The sequence below is a fragment of the Roseateles hydrophilus genome, assembly GCF_026712245.1.
Taxonomy (GTDB): Bacteria; Pseudomonadota; Gammaproteobacteria; order Burkholderiales; family Burkholderiaceae_C; genus Pelomonas; species Pelomonas hydrophilus.
Genome location: NZ_JAPPUY010000003.1, coordinates 623,676 through 648,106, shown reverse-complemented (window position 1 = coordinate 648,106; position 24,431 = coordinate 623,676). Strand labels below are relative to the sequence as shown.

Sequence of the window (24,431 nt, the reverse complement as noted above, 5' to 3'; positions counted from 1 at the left end):
TCGCCCAGTCCCGCCCCGCTGAACGCGGGCGTGCCCGGTCGGTCCCCCGAGGGAACGGCGATGCTTGCGGCATGGAGCCGCAAGCACATCGCCCTGACGGGCCGGCTTGGGAGCGGCCCGGCGCTCGGCCCGTTCAACCCGCCACAGGCGCCTGACATGCGCCTCGGCCTGCGCGTCTTCTTCGGCTTCTTCCTCATCGCCGGCCTCAGCGCGGTGCTGCTGCTGAAGGTGTTCATGGCCGAGGTGAAGCCCAGCGTGCGCGAGGTCATGGAAGACCTGATGGTGGACACGGCCCACCTGCTGGCGGAGGTGGCCGCCGACGAGCTGGCGGCTGGCCCGCCGCGCGCGGATGGCCTGCTGGCCACGCAGTTGCAGCGCTACACGCGGCGCGAGGTGGACGCGCTGATATGGGGCCTGCGCAAGCAGACGCTGGACCTGCGCGTCTACATCACCGATGCCAGCGGCCGCGTGGTGCTGGACTCCGGCACGCCCACGGCCGTGGGGCAGGACTACTCGCAGTGGAACGACGTGGCACGCACGCTGCGCGGCGACTACGGCGCCCGTGCCGGCCCCTACGGCCGGCACGACAGCACGGTGATGGTGGTGGCCGCGCCGGTGCAGAAGGACGGGCGCACGCTGGGCGTGGTGAGCGTGGCCAAGCCCGTGGCCAGCGTGCAGCACTTCATCGAGCGCGCCGAGCGGCGCGTGTTCTGGGCCGGCGCCGCGCTGCTGGTGACCAGCCTAGTCGTCGGCGTGGCGGTCACGTTGTGGCTGGTGGCCACCGTGCGGCGCCTGCGCCGTTACGCGCAGCAGGTGCAGGCCGGGCAGAACCTGGCGCCGCCCGAGGTGCCCGGCGAGCTGGGCGACCTGGCACACGCGATGGACGACATGCGCCGCCGGCTGGAAGGTCGCGAGCAGCTGGAGCACGATGTGCGCGCGCTGACGCATGAGTTGAAGAGCCCGCTGGCCGCGCTGCGCGCCAGCGGCGAGCTGCTGCAGGACGAACTGCCCGCCGCCGACCGCCAGCGCTTCGCGGCCCAGGTGCTGGACCAGACCGCCCGGCTGCAGACGCTGGTGGAGCGCGTGCTGGCGCTGTCGCAGCTGGAGGCCCAGGTGGGCCTGGGCGAGCGGCAACAGCTGGCGCTGGCGGCCTGGGCTGACGCCCAGATCGAGCGGCAGGCGGCGCGGCTGGCGCAGCGTGAGCTGCGCGTGGTCTGGACCGCCCGCGACGACGCCCGTGTGCCGGCCGATGCCGCGCTGCTGGAACTGGCGGTCGGCAACCTGCTGGTCAACGCGATCGACTTCGCGCCCGCCGGCTCGGCGCTGGAACTCGCCGTCAGCAGCACGCCCACGTCGGTGCGCCTGTCGCTGCGCGACCACGGCCCAGGCGTGCCCGAGGCCGCCTTTGGCCAGCTGGGCCAGCGCTTCTTCTCGACCGCCCGGCCCGGCAGCCTGGTGAAGGGCTCGGGCCTGGGCCTGGCCATCGCACGGCGCGTGGCCGAGCTGCATGGCGGGCGGCTGGCGTTCGAGGCGGCGGCGCCGGGGTTGCGCGTGACGCTCATCCTGCCGCGCTGACTTCACGCCGGCTTCACACAGCACGTCATCGCCTCACAGCGTCTCGCGATGCTGGCGGCATGAAGCTCAACCCCACCTTCTCCAAGCTGGCCATCCTGGCCGTGGTGTCACTCCTGCTGTGCCTCGTGCTGGCGCAGATCGGCGGCCTGGTGCACGAGCGCCAGATGCGGCAACGCGAGGCGGCCCGCTCCGTCGAACAGGCGCTGGCCGGGCCGCAGGCGCTCGCCGGGCCGGTGGTGGCGCGCGCCTGCAAGGAGCACTGGACGACGCTGGCGCCCGACAGCAAGACCGAAGTCGTCGCATCCCGGGTGTTCTGGCAGGTGGCGGCGCCGGCGCGCCTGCAGGTCAGCGGCGGCATGAGCCCCGAGGTGCGCCAGCGCGGCCTGTTCAAGATCAACACCTACGCCACGCAGCTGGACATGCAGGCGCAGTGGGACAGCCTGGCCCTGCCCGCCCCCAAGGCGGAGCAGGCCAATGGCCGCCTGGCCTGCGGCGAGCCGCAGCTGGTGGTGGCGCTGAGCGACCCGCGCGGCATCCGCGCGGCGGAGCTGCGCCTGAACGGCCAGCCCCTGCGCGCGCTGCCCGGCACGCCCCACCCCAGCTACCAGGGGCTGCACGCCGCGCTGCCCGAGATGAAGGCGGGCGAGCCGCTGCAGGTTTCGCTCAAGCTCAGCCTGGTCGGCAGCCAGCGGCTGGGCCTGGTGCCGGCCGCTGGTGACACCCAGGTCACGCTGCAGTCCAGCTGGCCGCACCCGAGCTTCGGCGGCCAGTTCCTGCCGCTGACGCACCAGGTGGGTGTCAGCGGCTTCACGGCGCGCTGGGCGGTGTCGTCGCTGGCCAGCACGGCGGTGGCCGACCTGCAGGCGGGCAAGCCGCTGGCCGAGCCGCGCCGCAGCGCCTCCCCCTACGGTCTGGAAGACGCGGCGGCTGGCACGAACCTGGACGTCCTCGCCGTCGAACTCATCGACCCCGTGAACCCCTACGTCATGAGCGACCGCGCCATCAAGTACGGCCTGATGTTCATCGCGCTGACCTTCGTCACCGTGGGCCTGACGGAGCTGCTGACGGGCCGGCGCGTGCACCCGGTGCAGTACCTGCTGGTGGGCCTGGCGATCAGCCTGTTCTTCCTGCTGCTGCTCAGCCTGTCGGAGCACCTGCCCTTCCTGGTGGCGTACCTGGTCGCGGCCGCGGCAGCGGCCGGCGTGCTGACGCAGTACGCGGCGGCCATGCTGGGCGGCTGGCGGCGCGGACTGGCCTTCGGCGGCGGCATCGCGCTGCTGTACGGCGCGCTGTATGTGCTGCTGAGCCGCGAGCAGACGGCCCTGGTCATCGGCGCGGTGCTGCTGTTCGCGGTGCTGGCCGTCGTGATGACGCTGACGCGCCGGCTGGACTGGTACCGCCTCGGCGGTGAAAGCCTGCGCCAAGCCGAGTGATTTACGCTCAGGCCCAGCCGTGCGCCGCGCGGCCTCTTGCAGAGCGACATGTCCAAAGAAGGCTTCGACTACATCATCGTGGGCGCCGGCACTGCCGGCTGCCTGCTGGCGAACCGGCTCAGCGCCGACCCGCACAAGCGCGTGCTGCTGCTGGAAGCCGGCGGCAAGGACGACTACCACTGGGTGCACATCCCCGTCGGCTATCTGCACTGCATCGGCAACCCGCGCACCGACTGGTGCTTCCAGACCGAGGCCGAGGCTGGCCTCAACGGCCGCCGCCTGCGCTACCCGCGCGGCAAGGTGCTGGGCGGCAGCTCCAGCATCAACGGCATGATCTACATGCGCGGCCAGAGCCGCGACTACGAGCACTGGGCCGACCTGACCGGTGACGACACCTGGCGCTGGGACCGCGTGCTGCGCGCCTTCCGCCGCCACGAACACCACTGGCGGCTGGACGACCCCAAGACCGCGCCCGAGGGCTTTGCCGACATGCATGGCCACAAGGGCGAATGGCGCGTGGAGCAGCAGCGCCTGCGCTGGCCCGTGCTGGACGCCTTCGCGCAGGCCGCGCAGCAGGCCGGCATCCCGGCCACCAGTGACTTCAACGCCGGCACCAACGAGGGCGTGGGCTACTTCGAGGTCAACCAGCGCAAGGGCTTGCGCTGGAACACGGCCAAGGCCTTCCTGCGCCCCACCTGCCTGGGCCGGCCTAACTTCGAGCTGTGGACCGGCGCGCAGGTGCGCAAGCTGCGCCTGCTGCAGGACGACACCGGCCTGCGCTGCAGCGGCGTGGAGGTGCTGACGCCGCATGGCGTGGAGCAGCCCTGGCTGAACGCGGGCGGCGAGGTCATCCTGGCGGCCGGCGCGGTGGGCTCGCCGCAGCTGCTGCAGCTGTCGGGCCTGGGCCCGGGCGCGCTGTTGCAGCGGCTGGGCCTGAGCGTCAAGGCCGACCTGCCGGGCGTGGGCGCCAACCTGCAGGACCACCTGCAGCTGCGCACCGTCTACAAGGTGCGCGGCACCCAGACGCTGAACACGCGCAGCGCCTCGATGCTGGGCAAGGCGCTGATCGGCCTGGAGTACGCGCTGCGCCGCAGCGGCCCCATGAGCATGGCCCCGTCGCAGCTGGGCGCGTTCACGCGCAGCTCGCCCGACAAGGCCTGGCCCGACCTGGAGTACCACGTGCAGCCGCTGTCGCTGGACGCCTTCGGCGAGCCGCTGCATGGCTTCGATGCATTCACGGCCAGCGTCTGCCACCTCAACCCCGGCAGCCGCGGCCATGTCCACATCACCTCACCCGACGCCACCGTCGCGCCGGCCATCCGGCCCAACTACCTGAGCACCGAGGGCGACCGCCGCATCGCCGCTGAAAGCCTGCGGCTGACGCGCCGCATCGTGGCCCAACCGGCGCTGGCCGCCTTCCGCCCCGAGGAGCACCGCCCCGGGCCGCAGGCGCAGAGCGACGAGGAGCTGATCCGCGCGGCCGGCGAGATCGGCACCACCATCTTCCACCCGGTGGGCACCTGCAAGATGGGCCGCCGCGAGGACCCGCTCGCCGTGGTGGACTCCCGGCTGCGCGTGCGCGGCGTGAGCGGCCTGCGTGTGGCGGACGCCAGCGTGATGCCGACGATCACCAGCGGCAACACGGCGTCGCCGACCTTGATGATTGCCGAGAAGCTGGCGGGGTGGTTGGTGGGCTAGCCCCCAAGCACGCCAGCGGCGCGCCGGCGCGTCGGCCTTGACGTCGTTCATCACCGACCTGCAGCCCGCCCTGCCGCGACAATTCCGGCATGTCTCCAGCGTCCCTCCGCGTCCTTGCCGTCATCCCCCCGATGACGCAGCTGAACACGCCCTACCCGTCCACGGCCTACCTGACCGGCTTCCTGCGCTCGCGGCAGATCGACGCGCAGCAGGTGGACCTGGCGCTGACGCTGGTGCTGGAACTGTTCTCGCCCACCGGGCTCGCGCAGATCCGCGAGGCCGTCCAGGCCCTGCCCGACGACCGCCGCACGCCGCAGACCGCCTGGTTCGACGCCGAGTTCGACACCCTCGCCGCCGTCACGCCGCGCGTGCTGCGCTTTCTGCAAGGGCAGGACCCGACGCTGGCCCACCGCATCAACACGCGCCGCTTCCTGCCCGAGGGCGCGCGCTTTGCGTCACTCGATCACTACATCGGCGAGGAAGGTGAAGACCCGCTGGCCTGGGCCTTCGGCGCCCTGGGCCTGCAGGACCGCGCGCGCCACCTGGCCACGCTGTTCCTGAACGACCTGGCCGATGTGCTGCGCGACGCGGTGGACGAGCGCTTCGAGTTCGTGCGCTATGCCGAGAAGCTGGCTGCCGCACAGGCCCACTTCGACCCGCTGGCCGAGGCACTGGCGGAGCCGCCCCACCTCATTGACCGCACGCTGCAGCGGCTCACACTGCAAGCGCTGGAACAGCACAACCCCGACGTCGTGCTGCTGTCCGTGCCCTTCCCCGGCTCGGTCTACGCGGCGCTGCGCATCGCGCAGGCGATCAAGGCGGCGCGGCCCGAGGTAGTGTGCGTGCTGGGCGGCGGCTACGTGAACACCGAGCTGCGCGAACTGGCCGAGCCGCGGCTGTTCGACTTCGTGGACTACGTGACGCTGGATGCAGGCGAACGGCCGCTGCTGGCGCTGCTGGAACACGTGGCGGGCAAGCGCTCGAAGACGCGCCTGGTGCGCACGTTCTGGCGCGAGGAAGGCACCGTCCGATATACGAACTTCGTCGAGCCCGACATTCCCTTCGATGAGGTCGGCACGCCGACCTGGGACGGGCTGCCGCTGGACCGCTACCTGTCGCTGCTGGACATGCTCAACCCCATGAACCGGCTGTGGAGCGACGGGCGCTGGAACAAGCTGACCATCGCCCACGGCTGCTACTGGAAGAAGTGCAGCTTCTGCGACGTGAGCCTGGACTACATCTCGCGCTACGAGGCGGCCTCGGCCGAAGTGCTGGTGGACCGCATCGAGGCCATCGTCAGGGAGACCGGGCAGACGGGCTTCCACTTCGTCGACGAGGCCGCGCCGCCCAAGGCGCTGAAGGCGCTGGCCGAGGAGCTGCTGCGCCGCAACGTCGCCATCAGCTGGTGGGGCAACATCCGCTTCGAGAAGACCTTCACGCCCGAGCTGTGCCAGCTGCTGGCCGACAGCGGCTGCATCGCAATCTCGGGCGGGCTGGAGGTGGCGTCTGACCGGCTGCTGAAGCTGATGAAGAAGGGCGTGTCGGTGGAGCAGGTGGCGCGCGTCACCAAGGCGTTCGCCGACGCCGGCGTGCTGGTGCATGCCTACCTGATGTACGGCTTCCCGACGCAGACGACGCAGGACACGGTGGACGCGCTGGAGTACGTGCGCCAACTGTTCGAGCATGGCTGCATCCACAGCGGCTTTTTCCACCGCTTCGCGTGCACGGTGCATTCGCCGGTGGGCATGAACCCGGCCGAGTACGGCGTCACGCTGCAGCCGCTGCCGGCGGACGGCCGCTTCGCGAAGAACGACATCGCCTTCATCGACCCCACGCCGACCGACCACGACGGCCTGGGCCAGGGGCTGAAGAAGGGGCTCTACAACTTCATGCACGGCATCGGCATCGACAGCGACATCCGCAGCTGGTTCCCGGTGCGCGTGCCCAAGACCACGGTGCCGCGCCGCTTCGTCGAGCGGGCCCTGTCGACACGCAGCTGACGGCGGCATCCCCCATCCGCTGAAGGACCGGCCCGCCCGCTGACTTTTGTGCGGTGCACAATCGGCGCAACCAACAGGAGGTGGCGGCGATGCGGCGAGTCGTGTTCAACCAGAAGGGTGGCGTGGGCAAGTCCACGATCACGAGCAACCTGGCGGCGATTGCCGCGGCGCAGGGCAAGCGGGTGCTGGTCATCGACCTGGACTGCCAGGGCAACACCACGCGCTACCTGCTGGGCGAGGCGGCCGACGAGCCGCTGGCCGGCTCGGCCGACTTCTTTGCTCAGACGCTGAAGTTCAGCGTGCGCGACAGCGACGGCAGCGAGTTCATCAGCGAGACGGCCTGGGACGGCCTGCACGTGATGGCCGCCAGCCCCGAGCTGGACGAGCTGCACGCCAAGCTGGAGAGCCGCTACAAGATCTACAAGCTGCGCGACGCGCTGCTGAAGCTGGAGAAGCAGTACGACGAGATCTGGATCGACACGCCGCCGGCGCTGAACTTCTACACGCGCTCGGCGCTGATCGCGGCGCAGGGCTGCCTGATCCCGTTCGACTGCGACGACTTCTCGCGCCGCGCGCTGTACGGGCTGCTGGAGGCGGTGCAGGAGATCCAGGCCGACCACGCACCCGACCTGCACGTGGAGGGCATCGTCGTGAACCAGTTCCAGGCCCGCGCCTCGCTGCCGCAGCGCGTGGTGCAGGAGCTGCTGGACGAGGGCCTGCCGGTGCTGCAGCCCTACCTGTCGGCCAGCGTGAAGGTCAAGGAATCACACGAGCTGAGCCGGCCCATGATCCACCTCGACCCGCGCCACAAGCTCACGCAGGAGCTGGTGGCGCTGTACGAGTCACTGCCGGGATAGCTGCCCCTCGGCGTCGCGCAGCTCGACCTGGCGGCCCAGCTTGCGCAGCTGCGGCAGCACCTTGGCGCGGTCGCCCACGGCCACGACGATGAGCTGCGACGGGTTCAGGTGCTGCCGGGCCGCCTTCAGCGCATCGGCGGCGGTGATGGCGGCGTACTGCGCCGGCAGCGCGGTGATGGCCGACAGCGGCCGGCCCACGGCCCAGTTGCCCGCGTAGCCGGCCACGACCGCGCCGTTGGTGTCGAACAGGCCGGGCAGCGACAGCAGTTGCGCATTGCGCACCCGCGTCAGCTCGGCCGCACCCATGGGGCGGGTGCGCATGCCGGTGACCTGGCGCCAGATCTCGGCCACGGCCTGGCCGGTCGCGTCGGTGCGCACACTGCCGTGGATGCCGAACTCGCCCCGCTCGCGGCCCAGCGTGTAGCCGGAGTAGATGCCGTAGGTGTAGCCCTTGACCTCGCGCAGCTGGTGGTTGATGCGCGACGTGAACAGCCCGCCCAGCGCCGCGTTCATCAGCTTGAGCGGCGCGGCGTCGGGCGTGGCCGCTGTCGGCCCGGGGGCGACGATGGCCAGCGCCGTCTGTGGCGCCCCCGGCTGGTCCACCACCAGGGTGCGGGCCGCCGTGGGCCGCGCAGGCGGCAGCGGCACGAGGGCCGGCGCCTCGCCCTGCCCCTGCCAGGCGCCGAACAGCGGCTGCACGAGGGCGCGCAGCTCGGCCTCGCTCAGGTCGCCCGCCACCACCAGCGCGGCGCGCTCCGGGCGGTAGTGCGCCTGCCAGAAGGCGCGCAGCGCGGCCGCGTCCAGCGCGCGCAGGCTGGCCACGGTACCGAGTGCGTTCTCGGCCAGCGGGTGGCCCTCGCCATAGACGGCACGCTGGCCCACCACCTCGGCCAGCAGGTCGGGCTGCTCGCGCACCTGCGCCAGCGCGGCCAGGCGCTGCGCGCGGATGCGCTCGATGTCGGCGTCAGCGAACGCGGGGCTGAGGGCCAGCTCCGCCAGCAGCGCCAGGCCCTCGCGGGCGGCGGCCTTGCGGCCGGAGAACGCCAGCCGCGCCTCCTCGGCGCCGGCCTGCGCGGTCAGCGTGGCACCCAGGCCGGCCAGGCCTTCGGCGATCTGCTGAGCGCTGCGCGTGGCCGTGCCCTCGGGCAGCATGGCCGCCACAAAGCCGGCCAGGCCGGGCTTGTCGGCCGGGTTGGCGGCCTGGCCGGCGCGCAGCACCAGGCTGGCGCTGACCAGCGGCAGGCCCGGCTTGGGTGCATGGATGACGGTGAGCCCGTTGGGCAGCGTGAAGCTCTGTGCCGCCGGCAGCGCCAGCGGCTTGGCCGCGGCCGCGGCGGGCGGCTTCAGGCGCCACGGCTCGGGCCCGTTCAGCGACTCCCGCTCGCCCTTGGCGGCCCGGGTGGGCATGGGCGGCGTGGGCACCTCGGGCGGCAGCAGTTTCTCGCCCGGCAGCGCGTGGATGACGACGCGGCGCTCGCGCTGCAGCCACTGCGCCGTGGCGGCGCTGATGGCCGCGGGCGTCAGCGCGTCGTAGCGGGCCAGGTCTTGCGCCAGGAAGCCCGGGTCGCCAGCCATCTGGTTGTAGTGGTTGACGAGGTCGGCCAGCGTGGCCACCTTCTCCATGCGCTGCAGCACCTGCGTCTCGATGACGGCGCGCGCCTGCGCGAGCTCGGCGGCCGTCGGCGGCGTGGTGGCCAGGCGCGCGATCTCGGCGTCCACCAGGCGCTCGATCTCGTCCAGCGACACGCCCGGACGGGCCACGACCTCGATGTCGAACACCGAGCTCAGCGACTGCGAGCCCTGCATCACGGCCACGCTCTGCGCCAGCTGCTTCTCGCGCACCAGCAGGCCGTACAGCCGGCTGGCCTTGCCGCCGCCCAGCACATGGGCGGCCACGTCGAGCTCGGCATCGCCGGGCTGGTACATGGGCGGCGTGTGCCAGGCCAGGTTGAGCCGGGGCAGTTCCACGCGATCGGTCATGACGAGGCGGCGCTCCTGCGTGATCTCGGGCGTGGGCACGCGCACCTCGGGCGGCTTGGGGCCGGGCTTGAGCGTGCCGAAGTACTTCTGCACCAGCGCCTTGGCCTGGGCCGGGTCGAAGTCACCGGCCAGCACCAGCGTCGCGTTGTTGGGCCGGTAGTAGGTGCGGGCGAAGTCCTTCACATCCTTGAGCTGGATGCGCTGGATGTCGGCGTGCGAGCCGATGACGGCCGCGCGGTAGGGGTGGCCCTCGGGGTAGAGCGCGTGGTACTTGGCCTCCTCGACCAGGCCATAGGGCTGGTTCTCGGTGGTCTGGCGGCGCTCGTTGCGCACCACGTCCTGCTGATTGGCCAGGGCCACCGAGTCCACCTCGTCGATCATCCAGCCCAGCATGTCGGCCTTCAGCCACAGGCCCTTCTCCAGCTGGTTGGCGGGCAGCGTGAAGAAGTAGTTGGTGCGGTCGAAGTTGGTGGAGCCGTTGCTGTCGGTGCCGCCGGCAGCGTCGATGTGCTTGTCGAACGCACCGCGCGGCACATGGCGGCTGCCGGCGAACACCAGATGCTCGAACAGGTGCGCAAAGCCCGTCTGCCCCCGCGCCTCGTTGCGCGGGCCGGCATGCACCCACAGGTTGAAGGCCACCAGCGGCAGCCGGCGGTCCGGCACCAGGATGACCTCGAAGCCATTGGCCAGCACGAACTTCTCATGCCGGATGGCCAGCCGGCCGGCTTCCACACTGACGGCACCGGCCGTCGCGGGCTCAGCCTGGGCCGGCAAGGTGGCGTTCAACAGGCCCGCCAGGGCCAGCAGGGCCAACAGGCGGCGCGGGGTGGGAGTGCTCATGCAACAGGGCTTTCTGCAAAGGTGGCCGCATTGGGCCCGCAGGGCCCTGGCGGCGGCAAGTGCGGTTGGTCAGGGCCAGGGGGACAGCCAGGCCAGCAAGGCGAGCCACAGCGGCGCCGTGGCCACGTAGAGGATGGTTGACACCACCGTGGCGGCCGTCACCTCGGCCTCCAGCGCGCGGTAGCGCTGCGCAAAGATCAGCGCGTTGGAGCCCGTGGGCAGCGCCGCGATCATCACGATGACGGCCAGCGGCATGCCGCGCAGCCCCAGGCCCCAGTAGGCCAGCACCAGCACGACGGCCGGCATCAGCATCAGCTTGGCGGCCACCAGGCCCAGCAGGCCGTTCCAGGTGCGCGGCCAGCCGTAGTAGGCCAGCGACATGCCGATCAGCGTCAGGCACAGCGGCACCACGGCCGTGCCCAGCGTCTGCAGCGCCTCGTCGGCGACGGCGGGCAGCGGCACGCCGGTGGCGCCCCAGGCCAGGCCGGCCAGCACTGGCAGCACGACCGGGTGGATGACGGTGTTGCGCACGGTCTGCCGCAGCGTGTCCAGCAGGCTGCCGCTGCTGCGCTCGCGCGCCAGGTCGAGCTCCACCAGCGTGGTCAGCAGGCTGAGGATGCACAGCGCATGCAGGCTGATGACGGCGATGTGCAGCGCCAGCCCCTGCTCGCCGAACACGCCGGCCGCCACCGGCAGGCCCACCTGCAGCGTGTTGCCGAAGCCGGCCGTGATGGCCTTGACGCTGGGCGCCACGACGTTCTCGCCCGGCGGGCGGCGCCAGCGGTACAGCGCATACAGCAGCCCCACCAGCAGCAGCGCCGGCACGAAGAACGCGCCGAGGAAGGCCCAGGGCAGCGCATCGGTATCCAGCCGCGCCGTGGTGCGGAACAGCAGCGCCGGCACAAAGATATAGAAGGCCGCATTGGCGAGCACGCGGGCGGGGTCGGTGTCGCTGCCCACCGCGCCGCCGCCCAGCCAGCGCATGCGGCCCACCACCCAGCCGATGGCCACGGCCACCAGGATGGCCAGCAGCTTGAACGCGATCGCCCAGGTCATTCAGGCCCCTCGTCCGGTCTTGCCACGCTGAACGCGGGCAAGCCCTGCCGGTCCCCCGAGGGGACGGCGATGCTCGCGGCATGGAGCCGCTCGCACATCGCCACGGCGGGCCGGCTTGGGAGCGGCCCGGCGCTCGGCCCGAAACGCAACGGCGAACGTCACGCCAGGGGCACCCTGAGCTCGAAGCTGAAGCTGCTGCCCTGCCCCGCCGTGCTCTGCACGAGGATCTGGCTGCCCATGAGGCGCACCAGCTGCTGGCTGATGGACAGGCCCAGCCCGGTGCCGCCCTGGGCACGCGACGCGTCAGAGACCTGCTCGAAGGCCTGGAACAGCCGCGCCTGCTGGGCGGCCGTCATGCCAATGCCGCTGTCCGTCACGCTGAAGTGCAACCGCGCCTGGCCGGCCTGCACCGGTTCCAGCAGGCTGGCCGCGAGGCTGACAGTGCCGCTATCGGTGAACTTCACCGCGTTGGACAGCAGGTTCAGCAGCACCTGCCGCAGCCGCTGGCCATCCACCAGCGCCTGCTGCGGCAGGCGGGGGTCGATGTCGACCGCGAACGCAAGGTTCTTCTGCTCGGCGCGCAGGCGCACGCTGTCGCAGGCCATGTCCAGCAGCGCACGCAGGTCCACCGGTGCGAGCTTGAGGCTGACCTTGCCGGCCTCGATGCTGGCCATGTCCAGCACATCGTTGATGAGCTCCAGCAGGTGCAGGCCGGAGTCGCGCATCAACTGCAGCCGCGCCTTCTGCGCGACCGGCACGCCGGCATCCATCTGCATCAGCTGCGTGAAGCCGAGGATGGCGTTCAGCGGGGTGCGGAACTCATGGCTCATCGTCGCCAGGAAGCGCCCCTTGGCCTGGTTCGCCGCCTCGGCGCGCAGCTTGGCCTCGGTGAGCTCGGCGGTGCGCTCCAGCACCAGCTCCTCCAGGTGCTCGCGGTGCCGGGCCAGCTCGGCCTCGGCCTGGCGGCGCAGCGAGATGTCGCTGACCATGCCCTCCACACGCCGCTGGCCGTCGCCGGCGTCCACCCAATGGGCGCTCAGCTCCACCCAGAGGGACGCCCCGCCCGGCACCCGCAGCGGCAGCTGCACCTGCTGCACCCGCCCCTGCTCGTTCATCAGGTGGGTAATGCGCAGCATGTCGTCGCGCGCCACGCCGGCCACTTCGCGCAGCCGCCGGCCCGCCACGGCCTGGTCGCCCAAGCCCAGCATGCGGGTCAGCTCTCGGTTCAGCTGCAGCACGCGCCCCTCGGCGTCGGCCTGGAAGATGCCCTGCGTGGCGTTCTCAAACAGGCTGCGGTAGCGCGCCTCGCTGACGCGCAGCGTCTGGGAGGACTGCTCGACCTGGTCGGCCGCACCGCGCAGCGCCCGGCTCATGTCGTTGAACTGCCGGGTCAGCTCGCCGATCTCGTCGGCCCGCTCCACCGTTTCCTGCGCGCCGAGGTCGCCCGCCGCCACACGCTGGGCCAGGCCACCCAGCCGCGCCACGGGCCGACGCACCAGCCAGTGCACCAGCAGCGAACTGGCCGCCACGATGCCCACCACCACCACGGCCATGAGTTCCAGGAAGAACACGCGCGTGCGGCGGATCTGCTCGTCGATGTGCACGCGCGTGAAGGTCAGCACCGCCGTCGCCACCTGGGCGCCGGGCGCATCCGCGCCGGGCTGGTAGTCGATGACGAACTCGCGCACCAACAGGCCTTGCCCAGGCTCGCTGCGCTCACGGCGAGCCAGCCCGCCACGCAGGCCCAGGCCGCGCAGCTCGATGGCATGCACCTCAGGGTCGGCCATGACGGCGTCGAGCAGGTTCTCGATGGCCACATGGTCCAGGTTCCAGATCGGGCCGGCGAAGCCCCGCTCGATGAGGCCGGCCATGCGGCCCTCGCGCTGCTGCAGGGATTTGACGAGCTCACGCTCCTCGTAGCCCGTCCATGTCCAGCCGACCACGACCACGAGCAGGCTGGCCACCAGCGCGATGCCGGCGGTCAGACGTGTCTGAATGCCTATGCTCATCAGCGACTCCCCTCGCGGCCCGTGAACGGGCCGAAGGCGCAGCATAGGCGCAATTGCACGGAGAAGACGAATTAGCGCTTGGCGGCCGCCTTCTTGGCCGGCGCTGCCTTGCCAGCGGCCTTGCCCGCGGGCTTGCCGGCGCGCGGCTCGAACTCGAACACGACCTTGCCTTCCTTCTTGTCATAGGCCAAGAAGGCCTTGAACTTGCGGCGTGTCTTGTTGGAGACGAAGTTCTCCAGCAGGTCGGTCTTGCCCTCGGCCAGCAGCTTGGTCGCCTGGGCCGGCTCGATGGGCTGGGTCAGGATGACCTTGCCGGTCTTGAAGTCGCAGGTCACCTTCTCGCCCACCGCGTGCTCGCAGACGTAGTTGGCGCCATGTTCGAACACATGGCCCTGGCACTTGGGGCAGGCGCCCAGCGAGGCCTGGCCGGAGAAGTCCACCGGCTCGCCATCGTTCTCGGCCTTCTTGGCGTCTTCGCCGAAGTCGAATTCCAGCTTCCAGTTGGCGATCTCGTCGTCGTACACCAGGGCCAGTTCCGCCGTGAACGGCCAGCCGGCCTTGGAGCGGAAGCCTTCCAGCGGGCCGATCTTCTTGTCACGCAGGAAGGTCTCCACCTCGGCCAGCTCGAAGCTGCGGCCGCCGGGGATCTTGCCGATGGAGAAGCCACAGCCCTCGCCAGCACCTTCCTTGCCGGTACAGGTGAAGCGGCGGTAGTTCTCCTTCACGATACCGCCGCACTTGGGGCAGGCAGTCTTCAGCGTCGCGTAGTCGCCGGGGATGGTGTCGCGGTCATAGCCCTTGGCCTTGGCGACCATCTTTTCGGTCATGGCTGCAATCTCGGCCATGAACTGCTCCCGGCTGAGCTTGCCCTTTTCCATCGCGGCCAGCTTGCTTTCCCAGTCGCCGGTCAGCTCCGGCTTGGTCAGGTCCTCCACCTCCAGGCCGCGCAGCAGCGTCATCAGCTGGAAGGCCTTGGCCGTGGGGATCAGCTCGCGGCCTTCGCGCAGCATGTACTTCTCGGTGATCAGGCCTTCGATGGTGGCCGCGCGCGTGGCCGGCGTGCCCAGGCCCTTCTCAGCCATGGCCTCGCGCAGCTCGTCGTCGTCGATGAGCTTGCCGGCGCCTTCCATCGCACTCAGCAGTGTCGCTTCCGTATAGCGCGCCGGCGGCTTGGTCTGCAGGGCCTTCACGTCCACGCTCTCGGTGCGCACCACCTCGTTCGGCTGCACCGGCACGAGGTTGGCGTTCTCGTCGTCCACGTCCTTGCCGTAGACGGCCAGCCAGCCCGGCTTCACGAGCACCTTGCCGTTGGTCTGGAAGTGGTGCTTGTCCAGCACCTTGGAGATGCGGGTGGTGACCAGGAACTCGGCCGGCGGGAAGAACACCGCCAGGAAGCGCTTCACGACCATGTCGTACAGCTTGGCCTCCACCTCGGTCAGCGCCTTGGGTGCCTGCAGCGTCGGGATGATGGCGAAGTGATCCGACACCTTGGCGTTGTCGAACACCTTCTTGGTGGGCTTGATGTAGCCGTTGTTCAATGCCACGCGGGCGTGCGCGGCCAGCGCCTGCAGCGGCCCCGGCAGGTCTTCGTCGGCGATCATCTTCGCCGTGTCCTTGGCCACGGCCAGGTAGTCCTCCGGCAGGAAGCGCGAGTCCGTCCGCGGGTAGGTCAGCACCTTGTGCTTTTCGTACAGCGCCTGCGCGATGGACAGCGTCGTCTTGGCCGAGAAGCCGAAGCGCGAGTTGGCCTCGCGCTGCAGCGTCGTCAGGTCATACAGACCGCCGCAGCTGGTGGTGCTGGGCTTGCTTTCCTCGGTGACCGTGGCGGGCTGACCCAGCACCGCCTTGGCAATCTCGTCGGCCTCGGCCTGCGTCCAGAGGCGGTCGGCGCGGCGCTCGGCGTCGTCGTTCTTCTTCCAGCTCGGGTCGAACCACTTGCCTTCGTACTGGCCGGCCTGGGCATCGAAGTTGGCGCGCAGCTCCCAGTAGTCGCGGGCGACGTGCTTGCGGATCTTCTCCTCGCGCTCGACCACCACCGACAGCGTCGGCGTCTGCACACGGCCCACTGTCGTCAGGAAGAAGCCGCCGTCGCGCGAGTTGAAGGCCGTCATGGCCCGCGTGCCGTTGATGCCCACCAGCCAGTCGGCCTCGGAGCGGCAGCGCGCGGCGTCGGCCAGCGGCAGCATCTGTGCGTCGCTGCGCAGCTTCTCGAAACCCTCGCGGATGGCCGCCGGCGTCATGGACTGCAGCCACAGCCGCTGGATGGGCTTGTTCAGCTTGCCCTTGGCCGGCTGCGCGTACTGCTCGATCAGGCGGAAGATCAACTCACCCTCGCGGCCCGCGTCACAGGCGTTGATGAGCGCTGTCACGTCCTTGCGGCGGATCAGCTTGGTCAGCGCGTTGAGCCGGCCCTTGTTCTTGTCGATGGGGTTGAGGTCGAAGTGCGGCGGGATGACCGGGAGGTTGGCGAAGCTCCACTTGCCGCGCTTGACGTCGAACTCCTCCGGCGCCGCGATCTCCACCAGGTGACCCACGGCGGAGCTGACGACGTACTGCTCGTTCTCGAAGTAGTCGTCGTGCTTGTCGAACTTGCCCGCCACAGGGGTCAGCGCGCGGACGATGTCCTGCGCGACAGAGGGCTTCTCGGCAATGATCAGGGTCTTGCTCATCAGGTCCAGTCTCTTGGTCTGTCTCGCGGCGGGGACTCGAAATCCCCTGCCTACAATCCGGGCCTCGCGCGCACGCCTACACGCACGCGCACCCATGAAATCACCGTACCACAGCGTTTGATGGCCACCAAAACACCGCGCCGCAAGATCGAAGTCCGAGACTCCGGCGTGCACGGACGCGGCGTGTACGCGGTGGCGCCCATCGCGGCGGGCGCGCGCATCATCGAATACACCGGCGAGCGCATCAGCTGGGACGAGGCGGTGCGCCGCCACCCGCACGACCCCAGCCAGCCCAACCACACCTTCTATTTCCACATCGAAGGCGGCCAGGTCATCGACGCGCTGCACGGCGGCAACGACGCCCGCTGGATCAACCACGCCTGCGAGCCCAACTGCGAGGCCGACGAAACCGACGGCCGCGTCTTCATCCTGGCGCTGCGCGACATCGAGCCCGGCGAGGAGCTGTTTTACGACTACGGCCTCGTGCTCGACGAGCGCCACACCGCCAAGGTCAAGAAGCAGTTCGCCTGCTGGTGCGGGGCGCTCACCTGCCGCGGCACCATGCTCGCCCCCAAGACGCGCCGCTGACGCCATGGAGCGGCGTCACCTCGCCGAATGCGGCTCCACGAACACCGAGGCGCTGGCGCACCTGCGCGCGGGCGGCGGGCCGTTGTTGCTGTCGGCCGCACGCCAGACGGCCGGCCGGGGCCGGCTGGGACGCGCCTGGCAAAGCGATGACGCGGCGCTGACCTTCTCGCTCGCCACCACGCTGCCGGCCGCGCTGGACCTCTCCGGCCTGTCACTGGCTGTCGGCTGCACGGTCGCCGATGTGCTGGATGCCCCCGGCGAACGCATCCAGCTCAAGTGGCCCAACGACCTGTTCCTGGACGGGGCCAAGCTCGGCGGCATCCTCATCGAGACCGTGCCCATGCCGGGCGAGCGGCGCGGCGTGGTCATCGGCATCGGCCTGAACCTGCAGCCCTTGCCGCCCGACGCCGACCGCAGCGCCTACGCCAGCGGCCACGCGGCGCTGCAGGCGCTGGACCCCACCGCCACGGCATCGGCCACGCTGGACCGGCTGGCCCCGGCCTTGCGTGCCCTGCTCGCCGACTTCGAGACGCTGGGCTTCGGCCCTTGGCAGCTCGCGTTCTCGCGGCGCGACCTGACCGCCGGCCGGCCCGTGCGCGTCGGCGAGCGCACCGGCGTCGCGCGCGGCGTCTCCACCAGCGGCGAGCTGCTGCTGGACACCGACACCGGCCTCTGCCTCATCAGCGCCGGAGAACTGAGCCTCAGACTGGAGAACCCGTCCCCATGATGCGCATCGTCGTCATCGTCCTGCTGGCAGCCAATGCGCTGTTCTTCATGTGGTCGCAAGGCTGGCTGGACGCCGTCACCGGCCTGCCCGCCCAGGCGGGGCGCGAGCCGCAGCGCCTGGCCGCGCAGCAGCACCCCGAGCGCATCCAGCCACTGGCCGCCAGCGCCGTCGCCGCGCTGACCCGCCGCAGCTGCCTGGAGCTGGGCCCGCTGGACGGGGACACCGCCCTGGCCAACGCCCAGACCGCGCTGCGCGGCCTGGGCATTGCCGAACTGCAGACCCGCAGCACCCAGCAAGCCGGCGAATGGGCCGTGGCCACCATCCGGCTGGCCGACCCCGAGTTCCGCGCCCGCAAGGAAGCCACCTACAAGCAGCTGCGCCTGAGCTACGACCTGCTGGAGGGCATGCCCGCCGAGCAGCCCTCGTTCGTGTTCACCCGCCACGCCAGCAAGGACGCCGCCGAGGCGCAGATCGAGGCCTTCGGCAAGCGCGGCATGAAGGGCCTGCGCGTGCTGGCGCTGAAGCCGGCCCAGGCCCGCCACACGCTGGTGTTCCAGGCCGACGGCCTGCAGACCGAGCGCCTGAAGGCCAGCAAAGACGCCGCGCTGGCAGCCGTGCTCAAGGCCTGCGCTGCAGCGCCGGCCGCATCGGGCGCTTCCGCAGGCTGAACGCCGCCAGCAGCAGCGACGCCAACCAGGCCAGGCTGGCCGAACCACCACCACCGCCGCCGCCACTGCTGGTGGGCGTGGGGGTTGGCGTGGGCGTGACAGGCGCTGCCGCCACGCTGACCGTGGCCGTCTGGCTGTAGACAAAGCCCAGGTTGTCGGTCACATCGGCCCGCACCGTGAAGCTACCGGCGCCCGTGGGCGTGATGGTGGCCGTCGCGGTGCTGGCGCCTGACGCGAAGGCGCTGACGATGCCGCCGTTGTCGGTGATGACCCAGGCGGTGGACGCCACCGTGCGGCCGCTGGGCAGGCCGGACGGCGTGGCGGTGAGCGTCAGCGTCTGGCCGGCGGTCAGGCCGCTGGCGGGGCTTTGCCCGATGGCCACCGTCGTGCCGTTCAAGGCCTTGGCCGCAGCGACCGCGGCGGCCGCGTCCACCATGCCGGCGCCGCAGGTGCTGGTGGTGCAGTAGCACTCCAGCTGCTCGGCCGCACCCGGCGCCACGCAGGCCAGCGTGCCGGCCGAGCCGCCGCTGGTGGGGAAGGGGCGCGCCGTGGCCTTGAGGATTTGCGTGGCCTCGGTGGACGTCAGCGACGGCCGCACCGCCGCCATCAGGCCCACGATGCCGCTGACCACCGGCGCCGAGAAGCTGGTGCCGACCGACGCATTGCTGTTGGTGTAGCCCTCGTCATTGGCAATGGGCGAGGTCGTGCCCCGGTTGGTCGTGCTGACCATGGGATAGAGGCAGGGTTGGCCAGCGCCGACGTTGACGCAGTTGCCGCCCGGTGCCGCGATGGTCACCGCGGTGCCCACGCTGGAAAAGCCCACCTTGGTGCCCACATGGCGCAGCGCCGCCACCGAGACGACGCCGGGGCAGTTGCCCGGCAGGCCCACGGCCTGGCCCGCCGAGTTGCCGGCCGCCACGACGATGGTGGCGCCGGTGGCGTTGATGGCCGTGATGGCCTCGCGGTACAGCGCGCCGGTGCCGGTGGTGCCGCAGCTGCCGCTGCCGCCCAGGCTGAGGTTGAGCACCTTGGCGCGGTTGGTGTTGGCCGGCACGCCCGGCAGGCTCAGGCCGGCGGCCCAGCGCATGCCGGCGATGATGTCGCTGTCATAGCCGCCGCACTTGCCCAGCACGCGCACGGGCAGCACCTTGAGCAGGCCGGTCTGGCCACTGCCGCCCCAGCCCACGCCGGCCAGGCCCTGGCCGTTGTTGGCCTTGGCCGCCACGATGCCGGACACGCGGGTGCCATGCCAAGAACTCGTACCGGACCCGATGTCGCTTGCATCACAGCCGCTGCCCAGCTGGCCACCATCAATGTCTGCCTGATTGACCCAGTCACCCGGGTCGGACGGGTCGCTGTCATGCCCGCCGCCGTCGTTGGCGATGGCCGTCGAGGTGCTGCCCGGGCTGCCGTAGCCGATCATGTCGTAGCCGGCCACGAACTGGCCCGCCAGGTCCGGGTGGTCCAGCCTCACGCCGGTGTCCAGCACGGCCACGACGGTGGTGCTGCTCAGGCCGGCGGTGAGATCCCAGGCGCCCGGCGCGTTGACGCTGGACACCACCTCGCCCGGCGTGCTGCTGGGCGCCTTCAGGTACCACTGGTCGATGGTGCGGCTGGGAATGCCGTTGGCCGTGCCCTCGGGGTTGACGGCGGCGGCACCAAACAACGGATCGTTGGGCACCGCCATGCGCTTGCGGCGGCCGTCGACGGCCACCAGCTCCACCTCGGCGTCGGCCGCCAGCCGCTTGACCAGTTGCGCGGCGCTCATGCCGCGGGCCATCACCACATGGGTGCGCTCATCCAGGCTGAGCCCGGCGCGCAGCGCGTGGCCGGTGCGCATGCCCAGCGCGGTGGCGCGGGTCTGCGCGATCTCGCGCGCCTCCAGCCGCGTGGCGCGCAGGCTCAGCGCCTTGGCACGCACGCTGTCGGCCTGCGGCTTGAAGCGGACGATGACGCGGGCCTCGGATTCGGCGGGCGACTGGGCCGACACCGGCAGGGCCAGCACGGCGGCGGCAAGGGCAGACAGCAGGGACTTCATGACGGGCAGCGGCCGCAGGGCGGCCGGGGCGGCTGGGGAGCGTTTCAGTTTAGGGCGCGCCCCCGGCCGCCACCCGCCACAAATGCCACGCAACGCCCGCTTCGCTGCGGGCGGCGCGCGGCCGTCAGCCCGCCGGACGCGCGGCGGCGAGCAGGCGCTCCTGGTCGACCTTGCGGTCGGCCGCCACGCGCTGGGCGTGCGGGCGCTCGCCGATGAGCTTGGCGTAGGGCTTCCAGTCCACACCACCGGCGGCCAGCAGGTCCTCGCCGTAGATGGTCTTGGTGGCCAGTGCCACCAGCGGCAGGCTCACCCAGCCGGCGCAGTCGGCCAGTGTGAAGGTGTCGCCCGCCAGGTAGGGGCCGAACTTGGCCAGCCGCTTGAAGGCCGCGATGTTCTCGGGCAGCACGCGGGCCACGCGCTGCTTGGTGCCGTCGCTGACCTTGCCGCCGAAGAAGGCCTCGGCGTACAGCTCGCGCGCCACCAGCTCCAGGTGCAGCTCCACAAAGGCGATCAGCTCGCGCACCTTGGCGGCCTCGAAGGGGTCGGCCGGCAGCAGGCGCGGCGTGTCGGGGTAGGCGGCCTCCAGGTAGTCGGCAATGACCTGGCTCTCGCACAGCGCGCCCTGCGGCGTGCGGATGAAGGGCACCTTGCCCAGCGGCGACGCGCTCAGCACGGCCTCGTCGTGGGAATGCGTCTTCACGTAGTCCTCGCTGAAGGGGATGCCCTTCTCCAGCAGGGCCAGCTTGACCTTGTTGTAGTAGTTGGACAGCGGGATGCCGCACAGCGTGATCATGGGGGTGTCTCCTGGGTGTGAGCCTGGCAGTCTAGGCAGCGCGGCGTGCCCGGCCTGCCGCCGGGGCGACATCAGCGGTTGACGAGCACGATGCCGGCCGCCAGCCCCAGCAGCGCCACCAGCAGCCGGGCGCTGATGCCCTCGCCCAGCAGCAGCGCGCCGGCCAGCAGGCCGAACAGCGGCGTACTGAGCGTGAACACGGCCAGCCGCGTGGCCGCGTAGTGGCGCACCAGCCAGAACCACACCAGGTAGCTCGCGAACGACACGATGACGGCCTGGAAGCCGAACAGGCCGATGAGCCGCGGCGACCAGGCCGCCGGCAGCGGCTCGCCCGCGGCCACGGCCGCCGCGCACAGCGCCAGCGCCGACACGGCCAGTTGGTACAGCAGCGTCTTCTCGGCCGGCGCGCTGGCCAGGCGGGTGGCGCGGATGGCCAGCGTGGTGCCGGCCCACAGCAGCGCGGCGGCCACGCCCAGCGCGTCGCCCCACCACTGCTGCGGGCTGTGCGGCGTGGCAAAGCCCTCCGCAAACGCGAACGCCACCGCACCGAAGGCCAGCAGCAGGCCGGCCCACTGGCGCCCGTTCAGCCGCTCGCCGTGCGCAATGAAGGGCATGCCCAGCGCGACGACAAAGGGCGACAGGTAGAGGAACACCACCATGCGCGACGCGCTGGTGTACTGCAGCCCGACGAAGATGCACGCGAACTCGGCCGCGAACAGCGCGCCGGCCAGCAGGCCGCCGCCCAGGCTGCCGTCACGCTCGAACAGCCGGATGCCGCGCCCCGCGGCCCACAGCGCCACCAGCGCCCCGGCCACGACAGAGCGCAGCCCCGCCTGCCACAGCGGGCCGATCTCGGTCAGCGCCGCCTTGGCGGCCACCTGGTTGATGCCCCACAGCACGCAGCACAGCAACAGCAGCGCCAGCGCCTGCGGGCCGAGGCGGGTCTGGCGCACGCGACTACTTGCGCACGTAGCGGGTTGCCGTCAGCGTGTCGGACACCGCGGTGGTCTTGTTGTCCACATAGCCACGGCTGCGCAGCTCCATGCGGATCTCGCCATCGGACGGGTAGGCGTCGCGGCCCTTCTGGTGCACCACCCAGACGGTCTTGCACAGCATGGTGGCGTGGAAGTCGGCCATGCGCTCCAGCTCGCCCGGCTTGCTGATGACGGCCACCAGCATGCGCGCCACCTTCACATTGCCGGTCAGGCCGTGGGACAGCGCCTCGGCGAGCGCCGGGTCCAGCGTGCCCACGGTGGGGCCGATCAGCAGCGCCGGGTTGTCGGCGCTGACGCCCAGCTTGGCGGCCAGCGTGGGCGGCGGCGCCTGCAGCTTGGCCAGCCACTTGCCGGCTTCCTTCTCGCCCAGCGCGAGCGCAACGGCCTCGCCGTCCACGTCAAACAGCAGCGCTTCGCCTTCGACACGCAGGTTCTGCAGCGCGGCGATGGCCCACTTGCGTTTGAGCGCGCCGCGCAGCACGACGTGGGTCGATTCGAGCAGGGCGGCGACGTCGGCGCTTTCCGTCGCTTGGGGGGTGCCGACACGGGCAGTGCAGCTGGCTTCGCGTCCCATCAGGGGGTCCTCGGTGATCTTGGCAAGCCGCGCATTGTCAGGCCCCAGGCCAGCACGCCGGCCACAGCGCCGCTGAGATGGGCAAAAGGCGCCACGGCGAAATCGAAGCCGGCGGTCACGCGCAGCGCCGGGCCCAGCGGGTCTTCCAGCGCCAGCTTGGCCGCCAGGCCCAGCGCGATGGCCGCACCCACCACGCGCTCGCGGCCCGGGCGCAGCAGCAGGGTCAGCGCGGCGATCGCCACCATCGCGTGCAGCACGCCGGACAGGCCGGCATAGCGCAGCAGGTCGGGCCGCAGCAGCAGGCCCAGCTGGGTCAGCGGCAGCGCCAGCAGCGCGGCAACGGCCGCCCGCGCGCCCAGCCCGGCGCGCACGCCCAGCACGGCCAGCACCGCGCAGCCGGCCAGGTTGGCGCCCAGGTGCAGCGGCGTGAGATGGGCGAAGGCGGCCGTGACGGCGCGCCAGGGCTGCTGGGTGACGAGGCCGGCCTGCCAGTCCAGCGCCTCGCGCGGCAACAGCCAGCCGAGCAGTGACAGCTTGGCCAGCGCCGCACACAGCAGCAACCACGCCAACGGGCTGGCGGTCGAATCCGCAGGAGCAACAGAGGGCGCAGGCAACACAGGCAGGCAAGCCGGGTGGACGGAGGGCGCGCCAGTGTGACACCGGGCGCCGCAGGGGCATGGCGAGCCGTCGCGCAACACGGTTACGCTCGCGCTTTTCCGATGCGGCCCGCCTAACTCCGCCATGAGCGACCACCCCGCCGATACGCCCGGCGATACCGAATTTGCCAGCGACGACCGCACCACCGTCATGAAGGTGGTGGCGCGCCCGACGGTGCGGGCCCTGGACGGGCGCGAGCACTACCTCGTGCAGGTGCAGGGCAACGAGCCGGGTCGGCGCATCCTCTTCGGCCGCCAGCCGCTGCGGCTGGGGCGACGCGCGCCCGCCGACGTGCTGCTGGGGGACGCCGAAGTCTCCGGTCTGCATTGCGAGGTGGTGGCGCGGGGCTCGGTGGGCGACGCGCTCGTCACCGACCTGGGCTCCACCAACGGCACCTTCCTGAACGGGCGCCGTGTGCAGGGCAGCATGCGCCTGGCCCAGGGCATGGTGCTGCAGCTGGGCCGGCAGGTGTTCGTGCACGAGTTCCGCTCACCGGCCGAGGTGGCACAGGCCGAGGAACTGGCCCACGACCTGGACAAGGCCAGCCGCTACGTGCAGTCCCTGCTGCCGGCACGGCTGAACCACGGGCCGCTGCGCACCGACTGGTGCTTCCAGCCGTCCACCCAGCTGGGCGGCGACGCCTTCGGCCACTTCATGCTCGATGAGCACCGCTTTGCCGGCTACCTGATCGACGTCTCCGGCCACGGCGCCGGGGCTGCGATGCACAGCGTGTCGGTGATGAATGTGCTGCGCCAGCGCGTGCTGCCCGACACCGACTTCGGCGACCCGGCCCAGGTGCTGGCGCGGCTGAACGCCATCTTCCCGATGGACAGCCACGACGGGATGATGTTTTCCATCTGGTACGGCGTATTCGACCGCCGCGACCGGCGGCTGCGCTACGCCTCGGGCGGCCACCACCCGGCCTATCTGCAGGCCGCCGACAGCGGCGCGCTGACGCCGCTGAAGACCCGCAACCTCGTCATCGGCGCGATGCCGGACGCCGTTTTTGGCGCCGCCGACGTCATCGTGCCGCCCGGCGCGCGGCTGTTCCTGTTCAGCGATGGCGTGTTCGAACTGCACGACCGCGACGGCCGCGCCTGGTCGCTGGCCGACCTGCTGCCACTGCTGGCCCAGGTGCCAGCAGGCCATGAGGCGCCGGCCCATTGGCTGCAGCAGGCCGTGATGGCACAGGCCCGGCCCGGGCCGCTGGCAGACGACTTCTCGCTGCTAGCCGTCACATTCCTGTAGCGCGCGAGGGATAGAAGCCCGACTCC

Annotated in this window: 18 protein-coding genes; 9 read left to right on the top strand and 9 right to left on the bottom strand. The window is 71.2% G+C overall.

What is annotated here, in order from left to right; genetic code table 11:
* Window positions 1-60 precede the first annotated feature (60 nt).
* The 5 genes from creC to NYO99_RS14545 all read left to right on the top strand — a co-directional run bounded on the left by creC (window position 61) and on the right by NYO99_RS14545 (window position 7,563).
* Window positions 61-1,575 (top strand): two-component system sensor histidine kinase CreC, encoded by a 1,515-nt coding sequence (creC, locus tag NYO99_RS14565; protein WP_326494834.1) that lies wholly within the window; start codon window positions 61-63, stop codon window positions 1,573-1,575.
* 59 nt (window positions 1,576-1,634) lie between these two features.
* Entirely contained in the window at window positions 1,635-3,008 is a 1,374-nt protein-coding gene (creD, locus tag NYO99_RS14560) for a cell envelope integrity protein CreD (protein WP_268167949.1), read from the top strand.
* 48 nt (window positions 3,009-3,056) lie between these two features.
* Window positions 3,057-4,706, top strand: coding sequence for a GMC family oxidoreductase (locus NYO99_RS14555; RefSeq protein ID WP_268167948.1), 1,650 nt, complete (start codon window positions 3,057-3,059; stop codon window positions 4,704-4,706).
* Window positions 4,707-4,795: 89 nt separating this feature from the next.
* Window positions 4,796-6,706: a B12-binding domain-containing radical SAM protein gene (locus NYO99_RS14550; protein ID WP_268167947.1), complete on the top strand. Its 1,911-nt coding sequence runs from the start codon at window positions 4,796-4,798 to the stop codon at window positions 6,704-6,706.
* Window positions 6,707-6,795: 89 nt separating this feature from the next.
* Window positions 6,796-7,563, top strand: coding sequence for a ParA family protein (locus NYO99_RS14545; protein WP_268167946.1), 768 nt, complete (start codon window positions 6,796-6,798; stop codon window positions 7,561-7,563).
* Here NYO99_RS14545 and NYO99_RS14540 read toward each other — a convergent pair.
* From NYO99_RS14540 to NYO99_RS14525, 4 genes are all read right to left on the bottom strand, one after another.
* The gene (locus NYO99_RS14540) at window positions 7,549-10,383 is read right to left on the bottom strand and encodes a M16 family metallopeptidase (protein WP_268167945.1); all 2,835 of its coding nucleotides are present in this window, start codon (window positions 10,381-10,383) and stop codon (window positions 7,549-7,551) included. The genes NYO99_RS14545 and NYO99_RS14540 overlap by 15 nt on opposite strands.
* A 69-nt stretch (window positions 10,384-10,452) precedes the next feature.
* Window positions 10,453-11,439, bottom strand: coding sequence for an AEC family transporter (locus NYO99_RS14535; protein ID WP_268167944.1), 987 nt, complete (start codon window positions 11,437-11,439; stop codon window positions 10,453-10,455).
* A gap of 158 nt (window positions 11,440-11,597) precedes the next feature.
* Window positions 11,598-13,448, bottom strand: a complete 1,851-nt coding sequence (locus tag NYO99_RS14530) for an ATP-binding protein (RefSeq protein WP_268167943.1) — start codon at window positions 13,446-13,448, stop codon at window positions 11,598-11,600.
* Between the two features lie 71 nt (window positions 13,449-13,519).
* A complete protein-coding gene (locus NYO99_RS14525; RefSeq protein ID WP_268167942.1) occupies window positions 13,520-16,117 on the bottom strand; it encodes a DNA topoisomerase III in 2,598 nt (865 codons plus the stop codon).
* 120 nt (window positions 16,118-16,237) lie between these two features.
* On the opposite strand from NYO99_RS14525, the gene NYO99_RS14520 reads away from it, so the two are divergent.
* From NYO99_RS14520 to NYO99_RS14510, 3 genes are read left to right on the top strand one after another with little or no spacing between them, the layout of a single operon-like run.
* Window positions 16,238-16,705 (top strand): SET domain-containing protein, encoded by a 468-nt coding sequence (locus tag NYO99_RS14520; protein WP_268167941.1) that lies wholly within the window; start codon window positions 16,238-16,240, stop codon window positions 16,703-16,705.
* 4 nt (window positions 16,706-16,709) lie between these two features.
* Entirely contained in the window at window positions 16,710-17,432 is a 723-nt protein-coding gene (locus NYO99_RS14515; RefSeq protein ID WP_268167940.1) for a biotin--[acetyl-CoA-carboxylase] ligase, read from the top strand.
* A complete protein-coding gene (locus NYO99_RS14510; protein WP_268167939.1) occupies window positions 17,429-18,100 on the top strand; it encodes a hypothetical protein in 672 nt (223 codons plus the stop codon). Before NYO99_RS14515 ends, NYO99_RS14510 begins: the two co-directional genes overlap by 4 nt.
* On the opposite strand, the gene NYO99_RS14505 is transcribed toward NYO99_RS14510, so the two are convergent.
* From NYO99_RS14505 to rrtA, 5 genes are all read right to left on the bottom strand, one after another.
* Entirely contained in the window at window positions 18,051-20,138 is a 2,088-nt protein-coding gene (locus NYO99_RS14505; RefSeq protein WP_268167938.1) for a S8 family serine peptidase, read from the bottom strand. The genes NYO99_RS14510 and NYO99_RS14505 overlap by 50 nt on opposite strands.
* 124 nt (window positions 20,139-20,262) lie before the next feature.
* Window positions 20,263-20,931 carry a glutathione S-transferase gene (locus NYO99_RS14500; protein WP_268167937.1) on the bottom strand — a complete coding sequence of 223 codons (669 nt, stop codon included), beginning with the start codon at window positions 20,929-20,931 and terminating at the stop codon, window positions 20,263-20,265.
* A gap of 71 nt (window positions 20,932-21,002) precedes the next feature.
* The gene (locus NYO99_RS14495) at window positions 21,003-21,884 is read right to left on the bottom strand and encodes a DMT family transporter (protein ID WP_268167936.1); all 882 of its coding nucleotides are present in this window, start codon (window positions 21,882-21,884) and stop codon (window positions 21,003-21,005) included.
* A gap of 4 nt (window positions 21,885-21,888) precedes the next feature.
* Entirely contained in the window at window positions 21,889-22,500 is a 612-nt protein-coding gene (locus NYO99_RS14490) for a hypothetical protein (protein ID WP_268167935.1), read from the bottom strand.
* Window positions 22,500-23,069: a rhombosortase gene (rrtA, locus tag NYO99_RS14485; protein WP_268167934.1), complete on the bottom strand. Its 570-nt coding sequence runs from the start codon at window positions 23,067-23,069 to the stop codon at window positions 22,500-22,502. Before rrtA ends, NYO99_RS14490 begins: the two co-directional genes overlap by 1 nt.
* Before the next feature lie 172 nt (window positions 23,070-23,241).
* Between rrtA and NYO99_RS14480 the strand changes: the two genes are divergently transcribed.
* Window positions 23,242-24,405, top strand: a complete 1,164-nt coding sequence (locus NYO99_RS14480) for a PP2C family protein-serine/threonine phosphatase (RefSeq protein ID WP_268167933.1) — start codon at window positions 23,242-23,244, stop codon at window positions 24,403-24,405.
* Window positions 24,406-24,431 lie beyond the last annotated feature (26 nt).